At 52.7% G+C, this 19,750-nt stretch carries 33 protein-coding genes and 1 pseudogene; 30 read left to right on the top strand and 4 right to left on the bottom strand.

Going from position 1 to position 19,750, the window contains the following annotated elements:
* The 3 genes from IPZ49_RS11910 to IPZ49_RS11900 all read right to left on the bottom strand — a co-directional run.
* On the bottom strand, positions 1 to 340 hold a 340-nt coding region (locus tag IPZ49_RS11910; RefSeq protein ID WP_193762844.1), incomplete at its 3' end, for a hypothetical protein.
* A complete protein-coding gene (locus IPZ49_RS11905) occupies positions 327 to 701 on the bottom strand; it encodes a hypothetical protein (RefSeq protein WP_062937900.1) in 375 nt (124 codons plus the stop codon). The genes IPZ49_RS11905 and IPZ49_RS11910, both read right to left, overlap by 14 nt.
* Before the next feature lie 138 nt (positions 702 to 839).
* Complete coding sequence (locus IPZ49_RS11900; protein ID WP_062937899.1) at positions 840 to 1,532, bottom strand: helix-turn-helix transcriptional regulator; 693 nt, start codon at positions 1,530 to 1,532, stop codon at positions 840 to 842.
* A 105-nt stretch (positions 1,533 to 1,637) separates the two neighbouring features.
* Between IPZ49_RS11900 and IPZ49_RS11895 the strand changes: the two genes are divergently transcribed.
* From IPZ49_RS11895 to IPZ49_RS23345, 21 genes and pseudogenes are all read left to right on the top strand, one after another.
* Positions 1,638 to 1,868, top strand: coding sequence for a helix-turn-helix domain-containing protein (locus tag IPZ49_RS11895; protein ID WP_062937898.1), 231 nt, complete (start codon positions 1,638 to 1,640; stop codon positions 1,866 to 1,868).
* Between the two features lie 126 nt (positions 1,869 to 1,994).
* Positions 1,995 to 2,534 carry a toxin YdaT domain-containing protein gene (locus IPZ49_RS11890; protein ID WP_062937897.1) on the top strand — a complete coding sequence of 180 codons (540 nt, stop codon included), beginning with the start codon at positions 1,995 to 1,997 and terminating at the stop codon, positions 2,532 to 2,534.
* A gap of 85 nt (positions 2,535 to 2,619) precedes the next feature.
* Positions 2,620 to 3,528 (top strand): replication protein, encoded by a 909-nt coding sequence (locus IPZ49_RS11885; RefSeq protein ID WP_062937896.1) that lies wholly within the window; start codon positions 2,620 to 2,622, stop codon positions 3,526 to 3,528.
* Positions 3,525 to 4,214, top strand: coding sequence for a replication protein P (locus IPZ49_RS11880; RefSeq protein ID WP_062937895.1), 690 nt, complete (start codon positions 3,525 to 3,527; stop codon positions 4,212 to 4,214). Before IPZ49_RS11885 ends, IPZ49_RS11880 begins: the two co-directional genes overlap by 4 nt.
* A 1-nt stretch (position 4,215) precedes the next feature.
* Positions 4,216 to 4,560 (top strand): winged helix-turn-helix domain-containing protein, encoded by a 345-nt coding sequence (locus IPZ49_RS11875; RefSeq protein WP_062937894.1) that lies wholly within the window; start codon positions 4,216 to 4,218, stop codon positions 4,558 to 4,560.
* Between the two features lie 64 nt (positions 4,561 to 4,624).
* A complete protein-coding gene (locus IPZ49_RS23350) occupies positions 4,625 to 4,753 on the top strand; it encodes a hypothetical protein (RefSeq protein ID WP_255518659.1) in 129 nt (42 codons plus the stop codon).
* Positions 4,750 to 5,142 carry an ead/Ea22-like family protein gene (locus IPZ49_RS11865; RefSeq protein WP_063932738.1) on the top strand — a complete coding sequence of 131 codons (393 nt, stop codon included), beginning with the start codon at positions 4,750 to 4,752 and terminating at the stop codon, positions 5,140 to 5,142. The genes IPZ49_RS23350 and IPZ49_RS11865 overlap by 4 nt, the downstream gene beginning before the upstream one ends.
* Before the next feature lies 1 nt (position 5,143).
* Positions 5,144 to 5,350: a hypothetical protein gene (locus IPZ49_RS11860; protein ID WP_062937892.1), complete on the top strand. Its 207-nt coding sequence runs from the start codon at positions 5,144 to 5,146 to the stop codon at positions 5,348 to 5,350.
* A 3-nt stretch (positions 5,351 to 5,353) separates the two neighbouring features.
* Positions 5,354 to 6,106, top strand: coding sequence for a hypothetical protein (locus IPZ49_RS23155; protein ID WP_062937891.1), 753 nt, complete (start codon positions 5,354 to 5,356; stop codon positions 6,104 to 6,106).
* Between the two features lie 42 nt (positions 6,107 to 6,148).
* A complete protein-coding gene (locus tag IPZ49_RS11850; protein ID WP_223832648.1) occupies positions 6,149 to 6,397 on the top strand; it encodes a hypothetical protein in 249 nt (82 codons plus the stop codon).
* Positions 6,398 to 6,442: 45 nt separating this feature from the next.
* Positions 6,443 to 6,724: a hypothetical protein gene (locus IPZ49_RS11845; protein WP_062937890.1), complete on the top strand. Its 282-nt coding sequence runs from the start codon at positions 6,443 to 6,445 to the stop codon at positions 6,722 to 6,724.
* A gap of 183 nt (positions 6,725 to 6,907) precedes the next feature.
* Positions 6,908 to 7,363 carry a YbcN family protein gene (locus IPZ49_RS11840; protein ID WP_063932739.1) on the top strand — a complete coding sequence of 152 codons (456 nt, stop codon included), beginning with the start codon at positions 6,908 to 6,910 and terminating at the stop codon, positions 7,361 to 7,363.
* Positions 7,363 to 7,532, top strand: a pseudogene (locus IPZ49_RS23150) (NinE family protein). Before IPZ49_RS11840 ends, IPZ49_RS23150 begins: the two are co-directional and overlap by 1 nt.
* Positions 7,525 to 7,815, top strand: coding sequence for a DUF1364 domain-containing protein (locus IPZ49_RS11835; RefSeq protein WP_015964709.1), 291 nt, complete (start codon positions 7,525 to 7,527; stop codon positions 7,813 to 7,815). The pseudogene IPZ49_RS23150 and the gene IPZ49_RS11835 overlap by 8 nt, the downstream one beginning before the upstream one ends.
* A complete protein-coding gene (gene rusA, locus IPZ49_RS11830; protein WP_061856551.1) occupies positions 7,812 to 8,174 on the top strand; it encodes a crossover junction endodeoxyribonuclease RusA in 363 nt (120 codons plus the stop codon). The genes IPZ49_RS11835 and rusA overlap by 4 nt, the downstream gene beginning before the upstream one ends.
* Positions 8,171 to 8,287 carry a hypothetical protein gene (locus tag IPZ49_RS23145; protein WP_094166857.1) on the top strand — a complete coding sequence of 39 codons (117 nt, stop codon included), beginning with the start codon at positions 8,171 to 8,173 and terminating at the stop codon, positions 8,285 to 8,287. Before rusA ends, IPZ49_RS23145 begins: the two co-directional genes overlap by 4 nt.
* Entirely contained in the window at positions 8,284 to 8,973 is a 690-nt protein-coding gene (locus tag IPZ49_RS11825; protein ID WP_062937889.1) for a bacteriophage antitermination protein Q, read from the top strand. Before IPZ49_RS23145 ends, IPZ49_RS11825 begins: the two co-directional genes overlap by 4 nt.
* 385 nt (positions 8,974 to 9,358) lie before the next feature.
* Positions 9,359 to 9,760 (top strand): putative holin, encoded by a 402-nt coding sequence (locus IPZ49_RS11820; RefSeq protein WP_001514183.1) that lies wholly within the window; start codon positions 9,359 to 9,361, stop codon positions 9,758 to 9,760.
* The gene (locus tag IPZ49_RS11815; RefSeq protein WP_062937888.1) at positions 9,757 to 10,032 is read left to right on the top strand and encodes a phage holin family protein; all 276 of its coding nucleotides are present in this window, start codon (positions 9,757 to 9,759) and stop codon (positions 10,030 to 10,032) included. Before IPZ49_RS11820 ends, IPZ49_RS11815 begins: the two co-directional genes overlap by 4 nt.
* A 3-nt stretch (positions 10,033 to 10,035) precedes the next feature.
* Positions 10,036 to 10,476, top strand: coding sequence for a lysozyme (locus IPZ49_RS11810; RefSeq protein WP_062937887.1), 441 nt, complete (start codon positions 10,036 to 10,038; stop codon positions 10,474 to 10,476).
* Positions 10,473 to 10,949 (top strand): lysis protein, encoded by a 477-nt coding sequence (locus tag IPZ49_RS23345; protein ID WP_062937886.1) that lies wholly within the window; start codon positions 10,473 to 10,475, stop codon positions 10,947 to 10,949. The genes IPZ49_RS11810 and IPZ49_RS23345 overlap by 4 nt, the downstream gene beginning before the upstream one ends.
* A gap of 123 nt (positions 10,950 to 11,072) precedes the next feature.
* On the opposite strand, the gene IPZ49_RS11800 is transcribed toward IPZ49_RS23345, so the two are convergent.
* A complete protein-coding gene (locus tag IPZ49_RS11800) occupies positions 11,073 to 11,315 on the bottom strand; it encodes a hypothetical protein (protein WP_062937885.1) in 243 nt (80 codons plus the stop codon).
* 84 nt (positions 11,316 to 11,399) lie between these two features.
* On the opposite strand from IPZ49_RS11800, the gene IPZ49_RS11795 reads away from it, so the two are divergent.
* The 9 genes from IPZ49_RS11795 to IPZ49_RS11755 all read left to right on the top strand — a co-directional run bounded on the left by IPZ49_RS11795 (position 11,400) and on the right by IPZ49_RS11755 (position 19,749).
* Positions 11,400 to 11,594, top strand: a complete 195-nt coding sequence (locus IPZ49_RS11795) for a hypothetical protein (RefSeq protein WP_062937884.1) — start codon at positions 11,400 to 11,402, stop codon at positions 11,592 to 11,594.
* 386 nt (positions 11,595 to 11,980) lie between these two features.
* Positions 11,981 to 12,553 carry a terminase small subunit gene (locus IPZ49_RS11790; RefSeq protein ID WP_062937883.1) on the top strand — a complete coding sequence of 191 codons (573 nt, stop codon included), beginning with the start codon at positions 11,981 to 11,983 and terminating at the stop codon, positions 12,551 to 12,553.
* Positions 12,540 to 14,012: a DNA-packaging protein gene (locus IPZ49_RS11785; protein ID WP_062937882.1), complete on the top strand. Its 1,473-nt coding sequence runs from the start codon at positions 12,540 to 12,542 to the stop codon at positions 14,010 to 14,012. The genes IPZ49_RS11790 and IPZ49_RS11785 overlap by 14 nt, the downstream gene beginning before the upstream one ends.
* Before the next feature lie 11 nt (positions 14,013 to 14,023).
* Positions 14,024 to 15,472 (top strand): DUF1073 domain-containing protein, encoded by a 1,449-nt coding sequence (locus IPZ49_RS11780; protein ID WP_062937881.1) that lies wholly within the window; start codon positions 14,024 to 14,026, stop codon positions 15,470 to 15,472.
* A 31-nt stretch (positions 15,473 to 15,503) separates the two neighbouring features.
* Positions 15,504 to 16,406 (top strand): phage minor head protein, encoded by a 903-nt coding sequence (locus IPZ49_RS11775; RefSeq protein WP_227754083.1) that lies wholly within the window; start codon positions 15,504 to 15,506, stop codon positions 16,404 to 16,406.
* Positions 16,407 to 16,431: 25 nt separating this feature from the next.
* Positions 16,432 to 16,704 carry a hypothetical protein gene (locus tag IPZ49_RS11770; RefSeq protein ID WP_015705879.1) on the top strand — a complete coding sequence of 91 codons (273 nt, stop codon included), beginning with the start codon at positions 16,432 to 16,434 and terminating at the stop codon, positions 16,702 to 16,704.
* A gap of 170 nt (positions 16,705 to 16,874) precedes the next feature.
* Positions 16,875 to 18,236 carry a hypothetical protein gene (locus tag IPZ49_RS11765; RefSeq protein WP_062937879.1) on the top strand — a complete coding sequence of 454 codons (1,362 nt, stop codon included), beginning with the start codon at positions 16,875 to 16,877 and terminating at the stop codon, positions 18,234 to 18,236.
* Positions 18,236 to 18,697 carry a hypothetical protein gene (locus IPZ49_RS11760; RefSeq protein ID WP_062937878.1) on the top strand — a complete coding sequence of 154 codons (462 nt, stop codon included), beginning with the start codon at positions 18,236 to 18,238 and terminating at the stop codon, positions 18,695 to 18,697. The genes IPZ49_RS11765 and IPZ49_RS11760 overlap by 1 nt, the downstream gene beginning before the upstream one ends.
* Positions 18,694 to 19,749, top strand: coding sequence for a major capsid protein (locus tag IPZ49_RS11755; protein ID WP_063932740.1), 1,056 nt, complete (start codon positions 18,694 to 18,696; stop codon positions 19,747 to 19,749). Before IPZ49_RS11760 ends, IPZ49_RS11755 begins: the two co-directional genes overlap by 4 nt.
* Position 19,750: the final 1 nt, after the last annotated feature.

The raw sequence follows: 19,750 nt of genomic DNA, 5'->3' as shown, positions 1-19,750 counted from the left end.
ACTTGTTCGCACCTTCCCTAGTTTCGTTAGTTTTATCACTGATATTGTTAGAAATAGTCCATGTCGCACCTATGGCTGCAACAAGGCAGGTAACCATAACCCCTATAGTACCGAGCCAAAACTCGCTTCTGCTGATTCCTTTGTTGCTCATATCATTGATAGTCTCTTCATCATTATCGTTCTGATTAGGCGTAGTAAATACATACCCTGCTCTATTCAAATCAAGTGGATGAAAACTTGGAGATGAATGATGGTCGCGGTATTGTGTGTGGCGCGAGGGGAAAATTTGCATCCCATCGAGATCCGCTGGCTGATAATAGTCATCCTTATGCTGTTTCATCGTCGTCAGCCTTGTCATGTTTTACTTTAATGTAATTCTTGTCAACAAGGTTCTGTTCAACTTTTCTATAGTTAAAAAAGTTGATATATCCACAGTTCTGGCATTGCATAATCAGTACATCTAGAGCTGGCGTTTTATACAGGCTGCTGGATTTCTCGTCAACGTTCTTTTTAAAGGTAGATCCTGGTATGGTTGGCACCATTCTAGGCCTGTTTTCATCATCTCCAGGGGTAAGCTCATTAGGGGTGTAAAGCGTCCAGGCCTCTTCACAGCAAATAGGGCAGGTATGATCTCCCGCTAAGCTATTGAGATATTCTGCAAATTCCTCAAATGTAATTAACTTGAATTCTTTCGTGCTCATAAGAAAACCTTTCAAAGCTTGATGTTTTTTTATTTAGTATCAATTATTTAGTGCGTAATTCACCTTCAAGCTGTCTAATTCCCGCACGTTATTGTCTAGATACCCTCTCCGATCGCCAGGCACTTATTAAGTCCATAACTAAAGCTTGTTGTATGCAGTGGACTCATGGATCAGCGCCTTACCCATGATGTACAACTGGTCCTGATTTTCTTCTGTCACATACCAGTCTTTGTACGCCGGGTTATCGGAAAGCACAGCCAGCTGGAGTCCCTGCATTTGCAGACGCTTAACGTGGAAGTGCTGCCCGAAGACAAACGCATACACCCCGTCAACTTTGAAGTTCCTCACTGAAACATCGAAGAAGAGTCGATCGCCAGACTGTATTGTCGGGCACATGCTGTCACCGTCCACAGTCATCACCTTCACATCATGCTGAGTGCGATTCCCAAAGAGGGAGCGCGCGTGCTCAGTAGTGAACTCAATGGCGTGCAGAACTTCTACAAATTCCGAAATCATGAAAGAGCCTGGCCCCGCACTAACAGTCAGGTCGAGAACGTCGACGCGGAAAACGTCAGAGGCCGGATGTGCTGTTAAAGCGGCCACTGGGTACTTTGCGCCGTTATGCATAGATCCTTCGCCTGAGCTAAGCCAGTCAGGCATTACCCCCAGAGCGTTAGCAATATCTACAAGCTTGGTGGTCTGATTGGCCTTGCCAGTTTCAATCTTCTGAATGGCTGCCTGGCTAACCCCAACCAGATCCCCGAGAGCCTTTTGCGTAAGCCCCCGCGCAGATCGCGCTTCTTTAAGTCTTTCAGCGAGTGTCGTTTTCATAATCTCAAATGTACAACCGTGGTTTTAATCCATCAAACGAAAATGGTTGTTGACTAAATACAACCATGGTTTTATTCTTCTTTCATATTCACTACGGAGGTTGTTATGAACCCAGTAATTAAAACCGCGATCAGTATCGTTGGTTCTCAGAAAAAACTGGGCGATGCCTGCGAAGTATCACAGCAGGCCGTTTACAAGTGGCTGCACAACAAAGCAAAGGTCTCCCCTGAGCACGTTGGGAGCATTGTAAGCGCAACTGGTGGGGCAATTAAGGCTCACCAGATTCGCCCAGACCTGCCGACTCTCTTCCCGAAGGTCGAGCAGTCCGCAGCTTAATATCCAAAACATTAACCGAACGGCCCGGTATATGGTCGGGTGCCCGGCGTGGTCAAGGTTGACTGTCAATGGTGCACGATAAACAAAACCAATAAACATTAACTATTTCAAACAAATGGAACGTATATGCACTCACTTACTTATCAAAAGAGTATCGGATTTTCTCCCGGCGTGATGATAAATCGCGCTCAGCAAAAACAAGAAGATAACCACGACGCGATCCGCAATGCGATCCGCTCATGGGCAGCTTCTCAGGGTCAGGACGTAGTGACGATGCTGATCGTCAACGAGTACCGGGAGCAGGGCGGGGTGGATATCACCTTCCCGGAGGACTTGAGCCGTCAGCGCCAGAAGCTGTTCCGCTTCCTCGATAACCGCTACGACTCTGAGCAGTACCGCGAGAACGTGCGCCAGCTGACACCCGCAATCATGGCCGTTCTGCCTCTGGAGTATCGCCATCGACTTCTTCCCGAGGACAGTTTCATGTCCCGCTTAGCTCGACTTGAGAAGGAAACGAGCGAGGCGAAAGTGGCCGTTGCGATGAACGCTCCGCGTCACCAGAAGCTCAAGGAACTCAGTGAAGGGATTGTAGAGATGTTCCGTGTCGACCCGGACCTGACCGCGCCGCTGATGGCCATGGTCACTTCGATGCTGGGGGTTATGTGAGAACTACAGAAATGGCGAAAGCCGGTCTGCGCGAACAGAACCGACTTTCTGGTGCAAATCGTTTGGACTCTTTGCAGGAGTAAGTATGTCAAACACCGCTGAAATTATCAATTTCCCAAACAAAACCGAACAACCGGGAGGTCGTATGGCCGACCTGTCGAACGGGTATACCAAGGTCGCTAACGAGATTCAACAGCTCAAACCTCGTCTGAGAATGTCAGGCCGGGAGTGGCAGTGTTTTGAGGCGGTGATCTGGCTTACCTACGGCTGGAACAAGAAACAGGACCGTGTGACAAATACGGTTATTGCCGAGCTTACGGGCCTGAGCGATACGCATGTATCGGACGCGCTTAAGTCTCTCGCAGAACGCAAAATCATCTTTTCACAGAAGCAGGGCATGATGAAAATCGTCGGTGTAAACACTGACCTTTCAGCATGGATTTTAGACAAACCGGAAACGGGAAGAAAATTCCCGAAAACGGGAAAATCCTTCCCGAAATCAGGAATAACCTTCCCGAAAACGGTAGACACCCAATACAAGAACAAGAACAGTATTAAAAGATCTTCGTCCGAGAATTCTGACGAATCCTCTGACGCACGTCTGAAGAAATTTTTATCAACTCATCCTGAAGCTGCGGTCTACACACCATCCGGTGCGAAGTGGGGCTCTGCTGAAGACCTCGAGACAGCTAAGTGGATTTCCTCAAGGGTGAAGCTGATTAACCCAACCTGCAAAGCCCCGGACATGACCTCCTGGTCTAACACTGTTCGCCTGATGCGCCAGATAGACAACCGGTCGCACCAGGACATCTGCGCGCTGTATGACTGGGCAAGCAAACACCACTTCTGGCAGACCAACATCCTGAGCCCGGAAAGCCTGCGTAAGCAGTGGGACAGGCTGACGATGCAACGCAGCGCAGGTGGTGAGCAGCGAGGCGTAAAGCCGGATCTGGACTTCAACAACACTGACTGGGCCTATGAGGTGATTCGATGAAATCTCTTGCAGAGCAGATGCGTAACCACGATCGCGAGCAGATGAGCCGCATGGCCCATAACCTGCCAGAACAGTACCAGCAGCAGGCGCCAGTCGAGCAGGTGGCGCAGGTATTCAACGGACTGTTCAACCAGCTGCGTGCCGCGTTCCCGGCCAGCATGGCGAACTTCCGCACCCAGGACGACCTGAACGAATTCCGCCGTCAGTGGCTGCTGGCGTTTCAGGAGAACGGGATCCACTCAATGGCGCAAGTAGATGCCGGTATGCGCATTGCCCGCCGCCAGGAGCGCCCATTCATGCCGTCGCCGGGCCAGTTCGTCGCCTGGTGCAAACAGAGCGGCGGGGTGCTGGGCGTCAACGTTGACCAGGTGATCGCCGAATACTGGGACTGGCGTAACCGTTCGTTTGAATTCACTTCCAGTGAGCAATTTCCCTGGTCGCAGCCGGTCATGTACCACATATGCGTTGAACTGCGCCACCGCAGCACAGAGCGCCAGTTAACTCATGGTGAGCTGGCGCGCGAAGCGGGCGATCTGCTGGACATGTGGGAGAAGCGCGTCACCGAGGGTAAACCAGTGCCGCCGGTACGCCGGGCAATTGCAGCGCCTGCCGCAGAGCATGGGCCTACGCCGATCCAGCTGCTCCAGGCGAAGTACAACCGCAACAAGTCGAACGGGATGGTGTGATATGACCATAACAATCCGCGGGCAGATTCTTGCAGCCCTGCGTAACAACCCGGGCCTGAATAGTGCTCGCATTGCCAGCATGATCGGCATGACCACCAAAAAGATTTCCGGCCCGTTAAGCACGTTGTTTGCAGACGGCCTGATCGAGTTCGAAGGTAAGCATGGCCAGCGGCTGTATCGGCTGACCAGCTACGGCATGAAATACGCACCGGAAACCATACCGGCGATGCCGAAGGGAAATTCGAAGCTGGTTCAGCGTACAGAGGCAAGCGTGATCTGCCAGGAGTGCCGCAACAGCGCGGCTATGAAGCGAGTATTGATGGTTTGGGGGAGGGTAGGGGTATGAAAATCGAAGATATCAAAACGTTGCGGTGTTCTTCAATTTGAACGGCAAGACAGTAGCGTTACGAATGGATGCTGAGCAGAAGCGGATCGTCGCATTAATGGCGCTGAACACGGCTGATGCTCGTGCAGAACTGATTGAAGTGCCGCACATGACTTTACCAGCAGACCCAGCCATGCAGGAGGCCGCCCAATGAGCAACATCGACAAACAGGCGCTGCGTGAGCGCTACTCTGAGAAGCCTGCACCGAATTGCCACATCTGCGGGTCTTTAATGACAATACAGCGTGCCGGTGCTGGAGGTGTTGTATACGGATGCACTGGCCGCATCGACAAAGATGGTGAGGGTTACAAATTCTCTGAAGGCAGAGACATCGCGGATGACCATTACGCTCGCTCACGTGTGACATTCGCCGATGAAAGTGACACTGATGTGCTGGCGCTGCTGGATAAGCTGGAAGCCGCAGAGAAGAAGACTGTCGAAATGCCAACCTTCGACGGCTATGTGCCACACGTTGCGCCGGCATTCCGCATCGCCTGTGATAACGCTGGCATCAACGTCGCCGCAGCCGCTAAAGGAGAGTGATATGGCTACCAATAAAACTTTAGAAGCGGCCAACTTCTGGCAGATTGAACGTGCGAAGTTTGAAGAGATGTATCCCGATCAGCGCATCATGCTAAACCGCATTGAAGAGCAACTCCACAGCAACATTATGGCTGCTGTCATCCTGCTGAATGATTTCTCTTTCTCCATTCGTGAAGTTGAACGCAAAGCCGAAGCGAAGAAGGACTAACCCATGAGCGAACTAACCAAAGAATGGCTCCTGACGACCATCGCGGAGCTTGAAGAAGAGCGCGATGCTGTGCCCGGCGCAGTAAACGAAGATGCGTTAATGGCGCTTGCTGCGATGAATATTGCGCTGGCATCGCTCGAAGCGGAGTCTGTGGCGTTCAGGTCAAAGTTAAAGCCACCATCTTCTATCGGTAGCGAGCACTGGGATTATACGGATCATCGACAGCCAGATGCTTTCGAACTTGAGAGCTGTGTGATTGAGCGACTCTTCACCGAACCTCCAGCGCCGGTAGCTGTGCCAGCTGGATACAGATTGCAGCCAATATCTGAATATGACGCCATGTGTTCCGCCATGCTTCAGGGTGTCGAAAACGCCGAGACGCTCACCACCATGCAGACCGCTTCAGCTCTGGATTCTTCGCCAAAAATTGCCGAGTCGCCCACCGGCATAAATCAGGGTAAATCCGAACCTGTAACGACGGCTAACAAGTTGCCATTCGAGCAGTGGCTTTCTCAGCAGACAGGCACTATTGACGTCGAATGTGGATGCGTGATGACGGAGGTGTTTTTCCACTGGTTGCGCGTTGCGTATGAGGCTGGCAACTATCCGGTTATTCCGGATGGTTGGGTTTTGGTGCCGATTGAGCCGACTTATCAGATGTGCGAGGCGATGGGTCTGCAATGGGAGAGCCCGCGATTTCCGGATCGCTATAAGGCGATGCTCGCCGCCGTTAAAAATAGTCGTAATTTCTGCTAAAGTTTGGGCAATATAACCAGCACAGTAATTAGGGAGTCATTTATGCACGAACTATTTGTGCTGGTTTTGAGTACCTGTGCCAGCCTCAGCAATATGTCAGGTTGTTCTTTGGAAGTGGTGAACTTGAACACTGAAAAAGAACCGGTGAATGTCTTTTACAGCAGGAAAGACTGCGAAGAAAGCATGAAGAAAATCATGCTAAATCATGCCCAGTACTATGAAATATCAGGTAGAGAGCCATCAATGGCGAAGTGTGAAAAAATCTTTTTACCTAAGAATGTTAGTAAATAGTTAAAAAGCCAATGCGAATTTCATGAGGTTCAATAGGAGCTTGAAATGGAAGATTATCTGGTTTTTGGTTTAGGTCATGAAGGTGATATCCAGAACGATGAAGCGGGACTTGATAAAATAAACGTGGTAACAAAAGCGGTAATGCGTTCAACAAATTCCAGTGAGCCGGTAGCTTACCAAATGACCCAGTTCAAAGAATTTAATGTTGTCAGGCAGCAAGCGTATGATGGTGAATACTACAACATAGCATTTGATGTTTTACCATCTCGCGATCGTGTTGATGCTGCAATTCGCAAATATCACCCAAAGAAATCATCCACGGTTTAGTAACCTTTGATTTTCTGGAATCAAGCAGCCATAATCATGTCATCGGAGCCTGAACAACTCCGGTGACTTCTGCGCATTTAAGGGGACTTAAATGCGACCACAATCTGAACTCCTCACCTTGTCACAGATGCAGAAATGCACCTGCGATTTTCTGCATTCTGCGGTTTCCGTTAGGGAGGCCGTATGACTCTTCCAGTAGACGGTATCAAACTCCATCGCGGCAACTTCGCGGCCATAGGCCAGCAGATTCAGCCATTGCTGGATGCCGGGCAATGTTTCCGCCTGCAAGTCAAACCATGGCGCGAGAAACGCAGCCTGTCGCAGAACGCGCTAAGCCACATGTGGTACACGGAAATCAGCGAGTACCTCATCGCCCGCGGCAAGACCTTCGCTACGCCTGAGTGGGTCAAAGACGCGATGAAGCACACCTATCTCGGTTACGAAAGCAAAGACCGGGTGGATGTCGTGTCCGGAGAGGTCACGACCGTGCAGTCACTCCGCCATACGTCAGAGCTGGAAACCGGCGAGATGTACATTTTCCTGTGCAAAGTCGAAGCCTGGGCGATGAACATCGGCTGCCACCTGACCATTCCGCAGAGCAGCAAGTACCAGCAGCTGCGCGATAAGCAGGAGGCATGATGTCTACTCCACTTTCTCGCGTCATCACAAACGAAATCTTCCGCGTTCCGGCGCGCCGCCAGCCTAAGCCGCGGTTAAGCCGTCCGACATCCCGACTATGAAAGACTACACCGCCCGCCTGGTGGATCAGAAATGGCTGCGTCTCGCGGCGAGGAGAACGCATGGCTAATTTATGCAAAGCGGCACGCGGTCGCGAATGCCAGGTACGCATCCCGGGCGTATGCAACGGAAATCCTGAGACATCTGTACTGGCTCATATCCGCCTGGCGGGGCTGTGCGGAACCGGAATCAAGCCGCCTGACCTGATCGCCACCATTGCATGCAGCAGTTGCCACGACGAGATTGATCGCCGCACCCGCCTGGTCGATGCGGAATATGCAAAGGAGTGCGCGCTTGAAGGAATGGCCCGCACGCAGGTTATCTGGCTGAAAGAGGGGCTCGTAAAAGCATGAATGAATATCGCATCAGTCTCCCATGGCCGCCGAGCAACAACCGCTACTACCGGCATAACCGCGGGCGCACGCATATCAGCGCAGAAGGGCAGGCGTACCGCGACAGCGTCGCCAGAATCATCAAAGACTCAATGCTGGATATCGGCCTGACCACGCCCGTGAAAATACGTATCGAGTGCCACATGCCGGATCGCCGCCGCCGGGACCTGGACAATCTGCAAAAGGCCGCATTCGATGCCTTGACGAAATCCGGTTTCTGGCTCGATGACCAGCAGGTTGATTACTACAGCGTGAAGAGAATGCCGATCGTCAAAGGCGGCAGGCTTGAACTGACCATCACCGAACTGGAGGCCGCATGAACCATACCGACTTCCTCCGGTACCAGGCAGAAAGCGTTAAGCGCGCCAGCATGCCACCAGTAGCAAAGCACAGCCAGACAAAAACCAATCAGCCACAGAAGGAAGCCGCATGAACAGTCAGCAACTGGAATACGTACGTCAGCAGCTCATTGTGGCGACCGCCGATCTGAGCGGGACAACGAAAGGGCAACTGGTAGCTTTCGCCGAAAACGCGCAATTCACCGCAACGGCGCGCAGCCGGGGCCGGAAGAAAATCACCGACCCGGTCACCGGCCGGAAAGTTAACCCTGACGGCCCCGCAATGAGCGGCAGCCAGTCCCGCGCAAAGGGCTCATCCATTGCGCTGGTCAGCCCGGTAGAGTACGGGACCGCGTCATGGCGGCGCGCGCTTCTGTCGCTGGAAGATCACCATAGAGCGTGGCTGCTATGGAACTACAGCGAGAACACCCGCTTCGAATACCAGGTGGCTATCACCCAATGGGCGTGGGCTGAATTCGTGGAGCAACTCGGCGTTAAGAAAGTGGCCGGCAAGACGATGGAACGCCTGAAGAAACTGATATGGCTGGCGGCGCAGGACGTCAAAGCGGAGCTGGCGGGGCGTGAGACGTACGAATATCAGGCGCTGGCGGAGTTGGCTGGCGTGGCGAAATCCACCTGGACAGAAACGTATCTGCCTCACTGGCTGGCGATGCGTAACAGCTTTAAGCGACTCGATAGCGGTGCGCTTATCTCAGTAACGCGATCACGTTCACAACAAAAGGCGACAAATTTAGACGTAAGTCTTGCAAAACCGAACTGAAACGCATATATTTCATGTAAATCTGATATCGTCGCCATAGCTTTGATTGTCGACAAAGAATTAAGAGCCTCGCCATCGAGCGGGGCTTTTTATTTGAACAAAAGAGATATCCCAAGTTTTACCAAGAAGACGAAAATAGCGATATCGATAATCATGTGAATAATTCGATCCGCTAAGTCCGGATTCTTGTTGATTCTGTACCTACCACGTCTACGTCTGCCCATTTTTCTCTCCTTTAGGGGATGTATCGGCAGTGATGTAAAGAAACTTTATTCAAAGGCTCACTCATGTGGGCCGTTTTTATTTCAGGCTCCGGGAACCATCATCGACACGCCTACTTGTTAAATCGTCCCGAGGGCCTGAACCAACTACACACGGAATAAATATGTCTGAGACCTTCACTATCGTAGGCGTTGGTCTTACATCGTCATCAGTCGGTGTAACCTTTGCCACGCTGTTTCCGGAGGCGACTCCAGCAGTCATGCTCGGATCACTCGCCGGAACTGCGCTATACGTTCTGACCTCAGATCCCCATCAACTCTGGAAGCAGGCTATCTTTGCGCTGATATCGTTTATCAGTGGCGTGTTCTTCTCCGTACCCATGGCGAAAATCATGGCCGGAATCATCAACACGCCGTTAAGCCTGATGAAGCCACCGGCCAGCATTGAGGTATCGCCAGCTGTCGGTGCAATTGTCACTGCTTCCATTTCCGTGGCAGTCCTGCTGCGTATTCTCCGCAAATCCAAAAGCGGGAAGATGCCGGGGCTGGGGGAGGAAGATAAATGACATGGCAGCTTCTTCTGATGGATGCAAACGCCATAGTTTGCCTGTTAATCATGGTCAGGCTGATGTTTTTTCGAAAAGAGGGAAAGCGTCATCGCCTGAGTGTCGCGGTGCTGGCCTACTTGGTCATCCTTGCCGCCGGATTCAACGCCTTCAACATTCTGCTCGGCCACTACGTACAGGTTAACCTCGGCGATCTGCTGCTTAACTCCGTCATCTGCATGGCGGTGTGGCTGGCACGCGGGAACCTGGCGAAGGTCGTTATAACGGGGTAGTCCATGCAAACCAGCGAAAAGGGCATTGCCCTGATTAAAGAGTTCGAAGGATGCAAACTCACCGCATACCAGGACAGCGTCGGCGTCTGGACGATCGGCTATGGCTGGACTCAGCCTGTCGACGGCAAACCAATCCGCGCCGGGATGACGATTAAGCAGGAAACGGCAGAACACCTTCTGAAGACAGGACTGGTCAGCTACGAAAGCGACGTCTCCCGCCTGGTTAAAGTAGGGCTGACTCAAGGGCAATTCGATGCTCTGGTGTCGTTCACGTATAACCTCGGCGCCCGGTCATTGTCTACATCGACACTGCTGCGCAAACTCAACGCTGGTGATTACGTTGGCGCTTCTGATGAGTTCCTGCGCTGGAATAAAGCTGGTGGCAAAGCTCTGAATGGGCTGACCCGTCGGCGTGAGGCGGAGCGCGCTCTGTTCCTGTCATGATCGGCGCGCTGCTATGGCGTTACTGGTTGCAGTTGCTGGTGTTGACGGTAATCGGCGTGCTGGTGCTCTTCGTGAACCACTACCGCGATAATGCCATCACCTACAAAGACCAGCGTGACAAAGCCACCAAGAATCTTCTCCTGGCTAACGCCACCATCAAAGACATGCAGGTGCGCCAGCGCGACGTTGCCGCACTCGATGAGAAATACACGAAGGAGTTAGCAGATGCGAACGCTGAGAATGCTGTTCTGCAGCGCAAGCTTGATGCTGGTGGCCGGGTGCTCGTTAAAGGCCGCTGTCCAGAGCCAACCACAACCAAAACAGCCAGCACCAGCAGCATGGGCAATGATGCCAGCATCGAACTCTCTGATGCTGCTGGACGAAACATTTTCGGTATCCGATCCGGAATCATCAGCGACCAGGCCAAAGTGAAGTATCTCCAGGAGTATATCCAGCAGCAGTGCCTGAAGTGATTCGTCACCCAAATAAGACAAATGGAACCTGACATGGTGGCGTTGATGGAGGTGGATTCAACCCAATGAAAATTAAATAAATTATTGCCCACTTTTATAGCGGGCAATAAACACCTCTAAGAATTATAGATTTGGGTTAAAAGCCAGAAGAATTGCTGCTATAACAGGAATTGCTTTACAGATCGTTAGCCCGATCTTTTTTAAAACGCCATCCTGAATCCCTGACCAGTCTATAAATAACTCAGTACACGCAAACGCGGCGAATAAAAAAGCAAAAGATACAGCCGTTTGCTGTGAGAAGTGGAATGCAAAAACAAGCGCGGCCACGAACAACAACCCTGACAACCAAGACATTACCGTATTCATTTAGTTCATCCTTATGAAATGAGAGGCTTAATATATAGAAATTACACGTAATAGTTTACAAAAAATAACACATTAGGGATTGGTATGACTGAAATCTATAAAATCACTATCACCACGACATCGAAAGAAACTTTCACCGGTTTGATGAAGCGCAGCCAGCCTGAAATCGTTAATGGGTTTGTGGCGCTGGCGACTGATACAGGTGAGTGGCGTTACTTCCGACCGGATAGCGTGGATCAGTTCCTCTTTGTGCCAGTGGCTGATGCGGCAAGTAAGTGAGAACGCACAGCATCTAGAGCGAATGAGTTGCACTCACAATCTGCCTAGCGTTGACCAGCTGCATTGCACCTAAAGTAAGCGGGATCAGTGTATTTGTTGAGTTGCTCAATCCTGTTGCAATCAAGTCGTACCGCGGAAGAAAGGACCATTTATTTCCAGAGTTTCTGTAGCATCGAGCTAGAGTATCACCATTCTGACTGACTATCTCAGGAGTTTTCCATTGATGGCAGGTGGCAATGATGCATGAGTAGATGTCTGCATCAGTCGTAAGTGGCAAACAAAATGATATATTTACTTTCGGGTCAAGAAACAGGTTTATATGTCCGCAATCTATTAATCCTCTGTAAGCCTGAATTAAATCCACGCTAGCTCCTCAAGAGATTTTTATGGCATTCACTGACAAACAAGAGATGTTCTGTCGCGAGTACCTCATCGATTTAAACGCTACACAGGCGGCTATTCGGGCGGGGTACAGCGTCAAGACCGCAAACCGCACTGCGTCCGAAAACCTGTCAAAACCTGACATCCAATCCAGAATTGCCGAACTTAAAGCGCAACGCAATGATCTGGTTGGCATAAATGCGACATACGTCCTGAATCGTCTTGTTGAGATAGACCAGATGGACGTGCTCGACATCCTCAAAGACGACATGAGTCTGAAGCCAGTAAGCGAGTGGCCTTCATCCTGGCGAAGATATTTGAGCGGCTTCGATGTGGCTGAGATGTTTGAAGGCCGTGGGGAGGAGCGTGAGATGGTTGGGCTGCTTAAGAAAATTAAGTGGCCGGATAAAGTTAAAAACCTCGAACTGCTCGGGAGGCACATAGATGTGATGGCTTTCAAAGAGCAGGCCACTCATGAGCATACAGGCAAGAACGGTGGGCCAATCGAAATGGCTACGCTGACCAAAGAAGAGTACAAGGCTGCCCGGCGGGAGATGTTGGAGGATGACGACTGCTGAGCAAAGGGCATTTGCCCGTAAGGTTGAATGCGAAGAGGACGGGCTCTATTACGCTCGCTACTTCTTCAAGCAGCGCACCGGCGGAAAGATGATCGTCGCGCCTCACCACAAGGTGATACAGCAAACACTGGATCGCGTTATTGATGGTGAGATTCAGCGCCTGATCATCAACGTCCCGCCTGGGTACACGAAAACGGAGCTGGCTACCATCAACATGATGGGCCGCGGACTGGCGCTGAACTGCCGGGCCCGCTTCATGCACCTGTCCTATTCGCACAACCTGGCGCTGCTGAACTCCTCAACCGCGCGTGGAATGATTAAGTCGCAGGCGTATCAGTCTATGTGGCCCATGTCGCTACGCGATGACGCTGACAGCAAGGCGATGTGGTGGACCGAACACGGCGGCGGCGTTTATGCGTCGTCAGCTGCCGGTCAGGTTACCGGCTTTCGTGCCGGACACATGGAGCCAGGCTGGCAGGGCGCGCTGATTATCGATGACCCAGTTAAGCCGGATGATGCTTACTCGGAGATCGTCCGTGACGGCGTCAACAACCGCTTTAACGAGACAATCAAATCACGACTGGCGATCGAAACGACGCCGATGATTGTCATCATGCAGCGTATTCACTACCACGACCTGAGCGGCTATCTGCTGCGGGGCGGGAGTGGAGAGAAATGGCATCACCTGAATCTGCCGGTGATTATCGATAGCAGTCGCAGCTACGAAGAAACTTATCCGGAAAATACCCACGCTATCCCGATTGATCACGGCTTGCCTGATGGCTGGCTGTGGCCGTTTAAGCACAACGAATCTCACCGCGTATCCCTGTTCTCTCACCGGCGCACCGCCGAAGCTCAGTACATGCAGAACCCTAAACGCTTCAATGCGGAAGGGGCGCTGTGGAATGAGGAGATGATCAGCGCCTCACACGCGATGCGTATCACTCAGGAACTGGCCCGTACTGTAGTGGCAATCGACCCTCAGGCCACCAACAGCGAAGAGAGTGACGAATCAGGCATTGCCGTCGCCAGTGTTTACGGTACCGGCGATGAGCGGCAATACAGCCTCGATGCAGATTACAGCGGGAAGTATTTACCCAACGGCTGGGCTACCAAAGCCATTGAGGCCTACGAGCAACACGAAGCTGATGCGATCGTCATCGAAACCAACCAGGGCGGCGATATGGCGGAAGATACGCTGCGCAATGCCGGGTTCGTCGGCCGCATTATTCGCGTGCACGCCAGTAAGGGCAAATACGCACGTGCAGAACCTATCTCCGCGCTGTATGCGCAGGGCCGAGTCGCTCACAGGGGAAGCCTCTACGAGGTAGAGAACCAGCTTATGGAATACGTACCATCGACTGCGAAGAAGTCACCTGACCGTCTTGATGCTGCGGTATACGCGCTCACCGAATTATCTGAACCACAATCAACCGGCATGTTGGTGCGCTCGCGCTGACGGAGGAAACCGTGAACGAAAGCGAAAATATACAACTCGCCACGAATGCCAGCATCGACCGCGAGCGGATGCGTTACGTCAACGCACTGTTCAATGGCACCAGTAATACCAAGCGTAAGCGCCTGTATCAGGAGTTTGGGTACCCGCAGGATCTCTGCTTCGATGACTTTTACCGGGCATACCGCCGCAATGCCATCGCTGGCGCCGCAGTGGCGCGCATGGTTGATGGCTGCTGGGAGGATTACCCGGACGTTTACGAAGGCGACCAGACTAAGGATGCCACACAGCAGACACCCTGGGATAAGAGGGTCAATAAGCTGCTTAAACGCTGCTGGAAGCAGATTAAGGGCGCTGACAAACGTAACCTAGTGGGCCGTTACTCAGCGCTGCTCATCCAGGTTAAAGACAGTAAGCCCTGGTGGGAACCTGTCGATAAGGCGATGGTCGGCAGACTCCAAGAAAGGGCGCTCGTCAGGCTAATCCCGGTCTGGGAGGCTCAGCTCGACCCTGTCAGTTATAACGAGGACCAGAACAGCGAGGACTACGGTGCTGTTAGCATGTACTCATTTACCGAGATACCGGTTCAGCAGCAACGCAGTGGCCAGCCCGGGCGAATCATCAACGTTCATCCTGATCGCGTCATCATCCTGGCGGAAGGTTCAGATGACGGAAGACTGGATTCCGGCGAGTCTCTGCTGGAAGAGGGCTTCAACAAGCTGATGGATCTTGAGAAGTTATCAGGCGGCGCGGCGGAGGGGTTCCTGAAGAATGCCAGTCGGCAGCTCAATTTTAACTTCAGCGCCAAGACAAGTTTTGCGCAGCTGGCAAGAGCGCTGGGCGTTAGCGAGGCGCAACTCTCTGAAGGGATGGATGACCAGGTTCGTCGCCTGAATGACAGCACAGATAGCGCCGTCATCATGCAGGAGGGCGATACCAGCGTGCTTTCCGTGGCAGTTGCCGACCCGGAGCCAACATGGCGGACTGCGCTCAATGAGTTCTGCTCCACAGTGCCGATCCCGGTGAAGGTGCTGGTGGGCATGCAGACAGGAGAAAGGGCCAGCACGGAAGATGCGAAGGACTGGGCAAAAACCCGTATGAGCCGACGCAATGGCTTCCTGACCGAAGTTATCACTGAGGTGGTTACCCGCTTCTGGACGCTTGGTTTCATTCCTCCAGCCAGCGGCGAAGAAGTTACAGTGGGATGGTCCGATCTACTGGCGCCGAGCCAGGCAGAGAAGATTGCCAACATGGACAAGCTCGCGGACGTGGCCGTGAAGTCGACGAACGCGTTTGGCCGCTCAGCAATCACCGAAAACGAGATACGCGCGGCGGGCGAACTGCAAGCCCTGCCTGAACTTGATGACGAGGTGCCGCCAGATGACAACAAGCCAAAGCCTGACCCACTGGCCGACCCAGAATCAGAAGCCGAAAAGTCCGGTGATACCGCGGTCGAAAGTTGACCCAACAATGTCGCGCAAGTCCGTCAGCAAGATGGAGCGCGACATTGAGGATCGGTATTACGCGATAAAGGTGGCGCTGAAAGCCCTGTTAGACCAGCGCCTGACCGGGCGAGAGCGTGAGGTAAATAGCCATAACTGGCATTTCCTGTGCCACGACAACGGCGCGGATATGCGGCTCTACCAGGTCAACGCCGGCAAGTTCATTTACGACATGTCGGCGCAGGAGCTTGCTGATCTGCTGGAAGCGGTGCAGAGCATTCTCGACGATTATCTGCTGGAAGGTGGCGAGCAAAATCTCTGGGCAATGGATTACGTCGTCGCAGAAGCTCAGCGTGGCACACTGGAGGCATTCAACAACCTCTCGCAGCAGTCTCAGGTGTACGCCAGCCAGACGACGCTACAGCAGCTTTTAAGCAGCCCCGGTTATCTGAACCAGATTTCTGCGGCGAGGCTGACAACGTTCAGCGACTGGAAGGTCATCAGCGATACAGCCCGTGGTGACCTGACCAGCATCATCACCGACGCGGTAGCGCGCGGCGTGAATCCACGCGAGACGGCCAGCGTCATCAGCAAGCGTCTTGACGTATCGATGTCGAAGGCCAAAACCATAGCTCAGACTGAGCAGGTCGGCGCGCTGCGGCAGGCGCAATGGAACGAAACCGACTGGGCTGCTGACCGGCTGGGGCTGAATACCGTCCTACTGTGGTTGTCAGCGCTCAAACCTACGACGCGCACCTGGCACGCCAGCCGTCACGGCAAGGTCTACACCACGGAAGAGGTGCGGGACTTCTACGCCGAGAATGGTAACCGGTACAACTGCTATTGCAGCCAGATACCGGTGCTGCTCAATGAAGACGGCAGCATCTTCAACGAGGGGTTGGCGGATAAGCTGAAGAAAGAGCGTCAGCAGTGGAAATTGGCCGAAGCGGCATGATACAAAATGGTTTTGCGGAGGAATTATGGCAAAACCAGAAGAGCCGTATCGTAAGTTGATTGTAGAGAGCTTTTACCCAGCCAGTACGTCAGGCAGGAAGGGTAAAGTTCATATCAGGCCGATTCCAGGGCAATGGGCTAGCCCCTCACTTGCTGTTGAGTGTTCTAAAAAGTTGTCAAATGTGAATGTTTATCCAATTGGCAGCCAATTTGAAATTACCGCCAAGCTTACCGATAGGGAGGATGGCGGAGAGTATATTTACAGCTCATTCCGATGGGAATTTAAACACATCAAATAGGTCGCTCAGGCGGCCTTTTTTTATGTCTGAAATCCACCAATGATGAAACCGAATTGCAAATGCCCGGGCTGTGAGCGCAAGCGTAAAGGCTGGCCAGGGTATCAACCGTGCGCGTCGAAATCATCCGGCAAGGTACTGCCACCACCAAAACAACGCTAAGAGGACGCAACGTGAAGCTATCCAGCATCCACGTTAAATCCCTCGCCATCAACGCCTCCAACATCTCAACGACCACCATCAACGGTCAGGAACACTACGTCATTCGTGGTGCGGTCCCGATCGTCGATGACATCGTGATGAATGGCGGCCTATACCCGGCGGAGGAGATTAACAACAGCTACCAGACGATGGAGCGCAAGTTAATGCCGATCGGCCACCCGATGGTGAACGGAAAATACGTGAGCGCCAACGACCCGCAGGCGGTCAACGACTACTACGCCGGGGCATGGGCTCAGAACGTCAGCAAGGCCAACGACAAAGTCGTGATGGACGTTTACGTCAATAAGGCTGTGGCAGATACCAAACCTGACGGTAAGCGCCTTATTCAGCGCCTGGACGACATGATTTCCGGCAATAACGCCGACCCGATTCATGTCTCTACCGGTCTACTGCTGAACAGAGAGCAAAAGACAGGTGAGTCGAAGCAGAAGAAGTACTCGTGGGTCGCCCGCAACATGCAGTTCGACCACATTGCCATCCTGCTGGACGAGCCGGGGGCCGGTACACCGGAAGAGGGTGTCGGCATGTTCGTAAATGCGGACGGTCAGGAGGGGGAGGTTGAAACCGCCAGCCTCATCGACGCGGCTAACAGTCTCAAAGACGGCCTTCTGAATAAGGTGAAGTTCTTCTTCACCCACAACTCCGACGCCTCATTCGACGAAATCTACCAGATGCTGCGCGAGGCTATCCGCGCGCCGTCAGGCAGTGACGTTTATCGCTATGTGGTGACGGTCTGGCCGGACAAATTCATCTACGAAGAGGGCAACAAACTCTTCCAACAAAAATACCTCATCGATGACAACGCGGTAACGCTGGTCGGTGAGCCCATCGAAGTCGTGCGCAAACCCACTGAGTACGAAGTCAAAACCAACGGAGAACAAAACCCGATGAAACAGAAGATGATCGCCGCGCTCAATGCCGCAGGCGTAACAACCGAGGGGCTGACCGACGATCAGGTCTGGTATGCCTACAACCAGCAGATGCAGAAAAAAGAAGGCGGCGGCGATCCTGACCAGGCTCAGATTAACTCTGATGTGATCACCGCGGCTGTTAATGCGGCGCTCACCCCGCTGAATGAAAAGCTGAGGAAGCTGGAAACTCAGTTGCAGGCGAACGCTGAAAGCGAACTGAAGACCAAGCGCGATGCGGTTAAAGCGAAATTCTCGTTCATGACCGAAGCAGCGGTTAACTCCCTGTCCGGTGACGCGCTGAACGACCTGTACTCACAGTGCCAGACAAGCACCGGTCTGAACCCTGCATTCCAGGGGAATGGCGCTCAGAGTGAAATCCTTAACATGGAGGCACCTGAATAATGGCTCTCGCACCTCGTTTCCATACCGTAATCGCGGGCCCGGCCCGTAAGAATGACCCTCAGGTAATTGAGGCGATCTGCAAAGTCGCCATTCTCCCTGGCTCTCTTGTTGAACTTGATGCAAGTGGGCAATTCATTTATCACGCCACTGCTGGCGGCCCTGGTGTGGCGCTTGCCATGCAGCACAACTATATCGGCGGCGGCGATATCCGAGACGCGGTTCCCGCTGGTGATACTGGCGCGGCGATCATGTGTGAAGACGATGTTGACTACCACATGCGCGTCAAAGCCGGGGAAGTGCTGCTGGAAAATGAAGGCCTGGTTTCTTCCGGTGACGGCACGCTGGCCAAGTCAACCACACCAGCCACCGACCAGGTCCTATTTTATTCACGCGAAAAAATCACCGTTGGCGCTGAAGCTCAACTCGTGAAAGTTCGCAAATCAGGGAAAGCAACCGCATGAGCATGATCGTATTCAACAAAAAGCTGATCACCGAGCACAACCAGGCGAAGCAGGCATGGAATCAACTGCTTATGCAGCGTGAGTCCTTCAACATCAACCAGAACACTATTTCCGCCCAGTATGGCGGCGCGCTGGAAGTTAACCAGGCCGCGCTGATCTCCAAAGACTACTGGCGTGAAGTGGACAACATCACCACCCGAGTCTTCCGTAATGACGAAGGCAACGGCCTGCTGGATGATCTGCTCGGTCTCGGTACGCCGATCTCTATCGGTAAAACTGCGGCGCTGTATCGCGTTTCCAGTGATGCTGGTAAGGTTCATCGCACACTGACGGGCCACGTTCCGGAAGAACTGGATAAAGTCATCTACGACGAAGCTGGTGACCCAATCCCGATCTTCAACACCGGCTACAGCCGTGAATGGCGTGAGTGGAACGGCATGCAGTCGGAAAACCTCGATGCGATGGCTGACGATCAGGAAGCGCACGTTGCGGCTATCCGTGAAGACATGGCTGACTACATGTTGTCAGGCGATGCGAAAGTGAAGGTGAAAGGCTATGTTGGCGCAGGTATCACCAACCACGCCAACACCAACCAGGTGGATCTGAGTGCATCCGGTCTGAATATTGACCTGACCACCTCAACTCCTGATGAATCAGTGGCATTCTTCACCGGCCCGTTCGCCAAACTTCTGGATGATAACTACGTGCAGGAGAAGGTTAAACTGTGGGCATCGCCTGACATTATGCGCAACCTGAACCGACCATATTCAGATGCTGCCGGCTTCAAAGAAGGCACGGTGCTGGAATACATTCTGCGCTACGGCCGCATCGAGTCGTTCAACCAGACCTTTAAGCTGACCGGTAACCACTTCATTGCCTACGTACGCAATTCGCAGTACATCAAGACGCGCATCGCCGCGCCAGTGGGTACCTTCATGATCCCGCGTCAGAATCCGTTCGACAACTACAACACTCTGGTCTGGAGTGCTGTCGGCCTTCAAATCAAGCGCGATTTCAACGGTCGCTCTAAAGTGTTCAACGCACAGGGTTAAG

The sequence above is a fragment of the Enterobacter cloacae complex sp. S2 genome, assembly GCF_015159675.1.
Classification (GTDB): Bacteria; Pseudomonadota; Gammaproteobacteria; order Enterobacterales; family Enterobacteriaceae; genus Enterobacter; species Enterobacter intestinihominis.
Note: the sequence above shows the minus strand (reverse complement) of the source record. Positions and strands in the feature narration are given on the sequence as shown.

Excerpts from the sequence above, each read along its gene's own strand:
- IPZ49_RS11905 (WP_062937900.1), bottom strand. The coding sequence starts at position 701 with ATGAGCACGAAAGAATTCAAGTTAATTACATTTGAGGAATTTGCAGAA.
- IPZ49_RS11900 (WP_062937899.1), bottom strand. The coding sequence starts at position 1,532 with ATGAAAACGACACTCGCTGAAAGACTTAAAGAAGCGCGATCTGCGCGG.
- IPZ49_RS11895 (WP_062937898.1), top strand. The coding sequence starts at position 1,638 with ATGAACCCAGTAATTAAAACCGCGATCAGTATCGTTGGTTCTCAGAAA.
- IPZ49_RS11890 (WP_062937897.1), top strand. The coding sequence starts at position 1,995 with ATGCACTCACTTACTTATCAAAAGAGTATCGGATTTTCTCCCGGCGTG.
- IPZ49_RS11885 (WP_062937896.1), top strand. The coding sequence starts at position 2,620 with ATGTCAAACACCGCTGAAATTATCAATTTCCCAAACAAAACCGAACAA.
- IPZ49_RS11880 (WP_062937895.1), top strand. The coding sequence starts at position 3,525 with ATGAAATCTCTTGCAGAGCAGATGCGTAACCACGATCGCGAGCAGATG.
- IPZ49_RS11875 (WP_062937894.1), top strand. The coding sequence starts at position 4,216 with ATGACCATAACAATCCGCGGGCAGATTCTTGCAGCCCTGCGTAACAAC.
- IPZ49_RS23350 (WP_255518659.1), top strand. The coding sequence starts at position 4,625 with ATGGATGCTGAGCAGAAGCGGATCGTCGCATTAATGGCGCTGAACACG.
- IPZ49_RS11865 (WP_063932738.1), top strand. The coding sequence starts at position 4,750 with ATGAGCAACATCGACAAACAGGCGCTGCGTGAGCGCTACTCTGAGAAG.
- IPZ49_RS11860 (WP_062937892.1), top strand. The coding sequence starts at position 5,144 with ATGGCTACCAATAAAACTTTAGAAGCGGCCAACTTCTGGCAGATTGAA.
- IPZ49_RS23155 (WP_062937891.1), top strand. The coding sequence starts at position 5,354 with ATGAGCGAACTAACCAAAGAATGGCTCCTGACGACCATCGCGGAGCTT.
- IPZ49_RS11850 (WP_223832648.1), top strand. The coding sequence starts at position 6,149 with ATGCACGAACTATTTGTGCTGGTTTTGAGTACCTGTGCCAGCCTCAGC.
- IPZ49_RS11845 (WP_062937890.1), top strand. The coding sequence starts at position 6,443 with ATGGAAGATTATCTGGTTTTTGGTTTAGGTCATGAAGGTGATATCCAG.
- IPZ49_RS11840 (WP_063932739.1), top strand. The coding sequence starts at position 6,908 with ATGACTCTTCCAGTAGACGGTATCAAACTCCATCGCGGCAACTTCGCG.
- IPZ49_RS11835 (WP_015964709.1), top strand. The coding sequence starts at position 7,525 with ATGGCTAATTTATGCAAAGCGGCACGCGGTCGCGAATGCCAGGTACGC.
- rusA (WP_061856551.1), top strand. The coding sequence starts at position 7,812 with ATGAATGAATATCGCATCAGTCTCCCATGGCCGCCGAGCAACAACCGC.
- IPZ49_RS23145 (WP_094166857.1), top strand. The coding sequence starts at position 8,171 with ATGAACCATACCGACTTCCTCCGGTACCAGGCAGAAAGCGTTAAGCGC.
- IPZ49_RS11825 (WP_062937889.1), top strand. The coding sequence starts at position 8,284 with ATGAACAGTCAGCAACTGGAATACGTACGTCAGCAGCTCATTGTGGCG.
- IPZ49_RS11820 (WP_001514183.1), top strand. The coding sequence starts at position 9,359 with ATGTCTGAGACCTTCACTATCGTAGGCGTTGGTCTTACATCGTCATCA.
- IPZ49_RS11815 (WP_062937888.1), top strand. The coding sequence starts at position 9,757 with ATGACATGGCAGCTTCTTCTGATGGATGCAAACGCCATAGTTTGCCTG.
- IPZ49_RS11810 (WP_062937887.1), top strand. The coding sequence starts at position 10,036 with ATGCAAACCAGCGAAAAGGGCATTGCCCTGATTAAAGAGTTCGAAGGA.
- IPZ49_RS23345 (WP_062937886.1), top strand. The coding sequence starts at position 10,473 with ATGATCGGCGCGCTGCTATGGCGTTACTGGTTGCAGTTGCTGGTGTTG.
- IPZ49_RS11800 (WP_062937885.1), bottom strand. The coding sequence starts at position 11,315 with ATGAATACGGTAATGTCTTGGTTGTCAGGGTTGTTGTTCGTGGCCGCG.
- IPZ49_RS11795 (WP_062937884.1), top strand. The coding sequence starts at position 11,400 with ATGACTGAAATCTATAAAATCACTATCACCACGACATCGAAAGAAACT.
- IPZ49_RS11790 (WP_062937883.1), top strand. The coding sequence starts at position 11,981 with ATGGCATTCACTGACAAACAAGAGATGTTCTGTCGCGAGTACCTCATC.
- IPZ49_RS11785 (WP_062937882.1), top strand. The coding sequence starts at position 12,540 with ATGACGACTGCTGAGCAAAGGGCATTTGCCCGTAAGGTTGAATGCGAA.
- IPZ49_RS11775 (WP_227754083.1), top strand. The coding sequence starts at position 15,504 with ATGGAGCGCGACATTGAGGATCGGTATTACGCGATAAAGGTGGCGCTG.
- IPZ49_RS11770 (WP_015705879.1), top strand. The coding sequence starts at position 16,432 with ATGGCAAAACCAGAAGAGCCGTATCGTAAGTTGATTGTAGAGAGCTTT.
- IPZ49_RS11760 (WP_062937878.1), top strand. The coding sequence starts at position 18,236 with ATGGCTCTCGCACCTCGTTTCCATACCGTAATCGCGGGCCCGGCCCGT.
- IPZ49_RS11755 (WP_063932740.1), top strand. The coding sequence starts at position 18,694 with ATGAGCATGATCGTATTCAACAAAAAGCTGATCACCGAGCACAACCAG.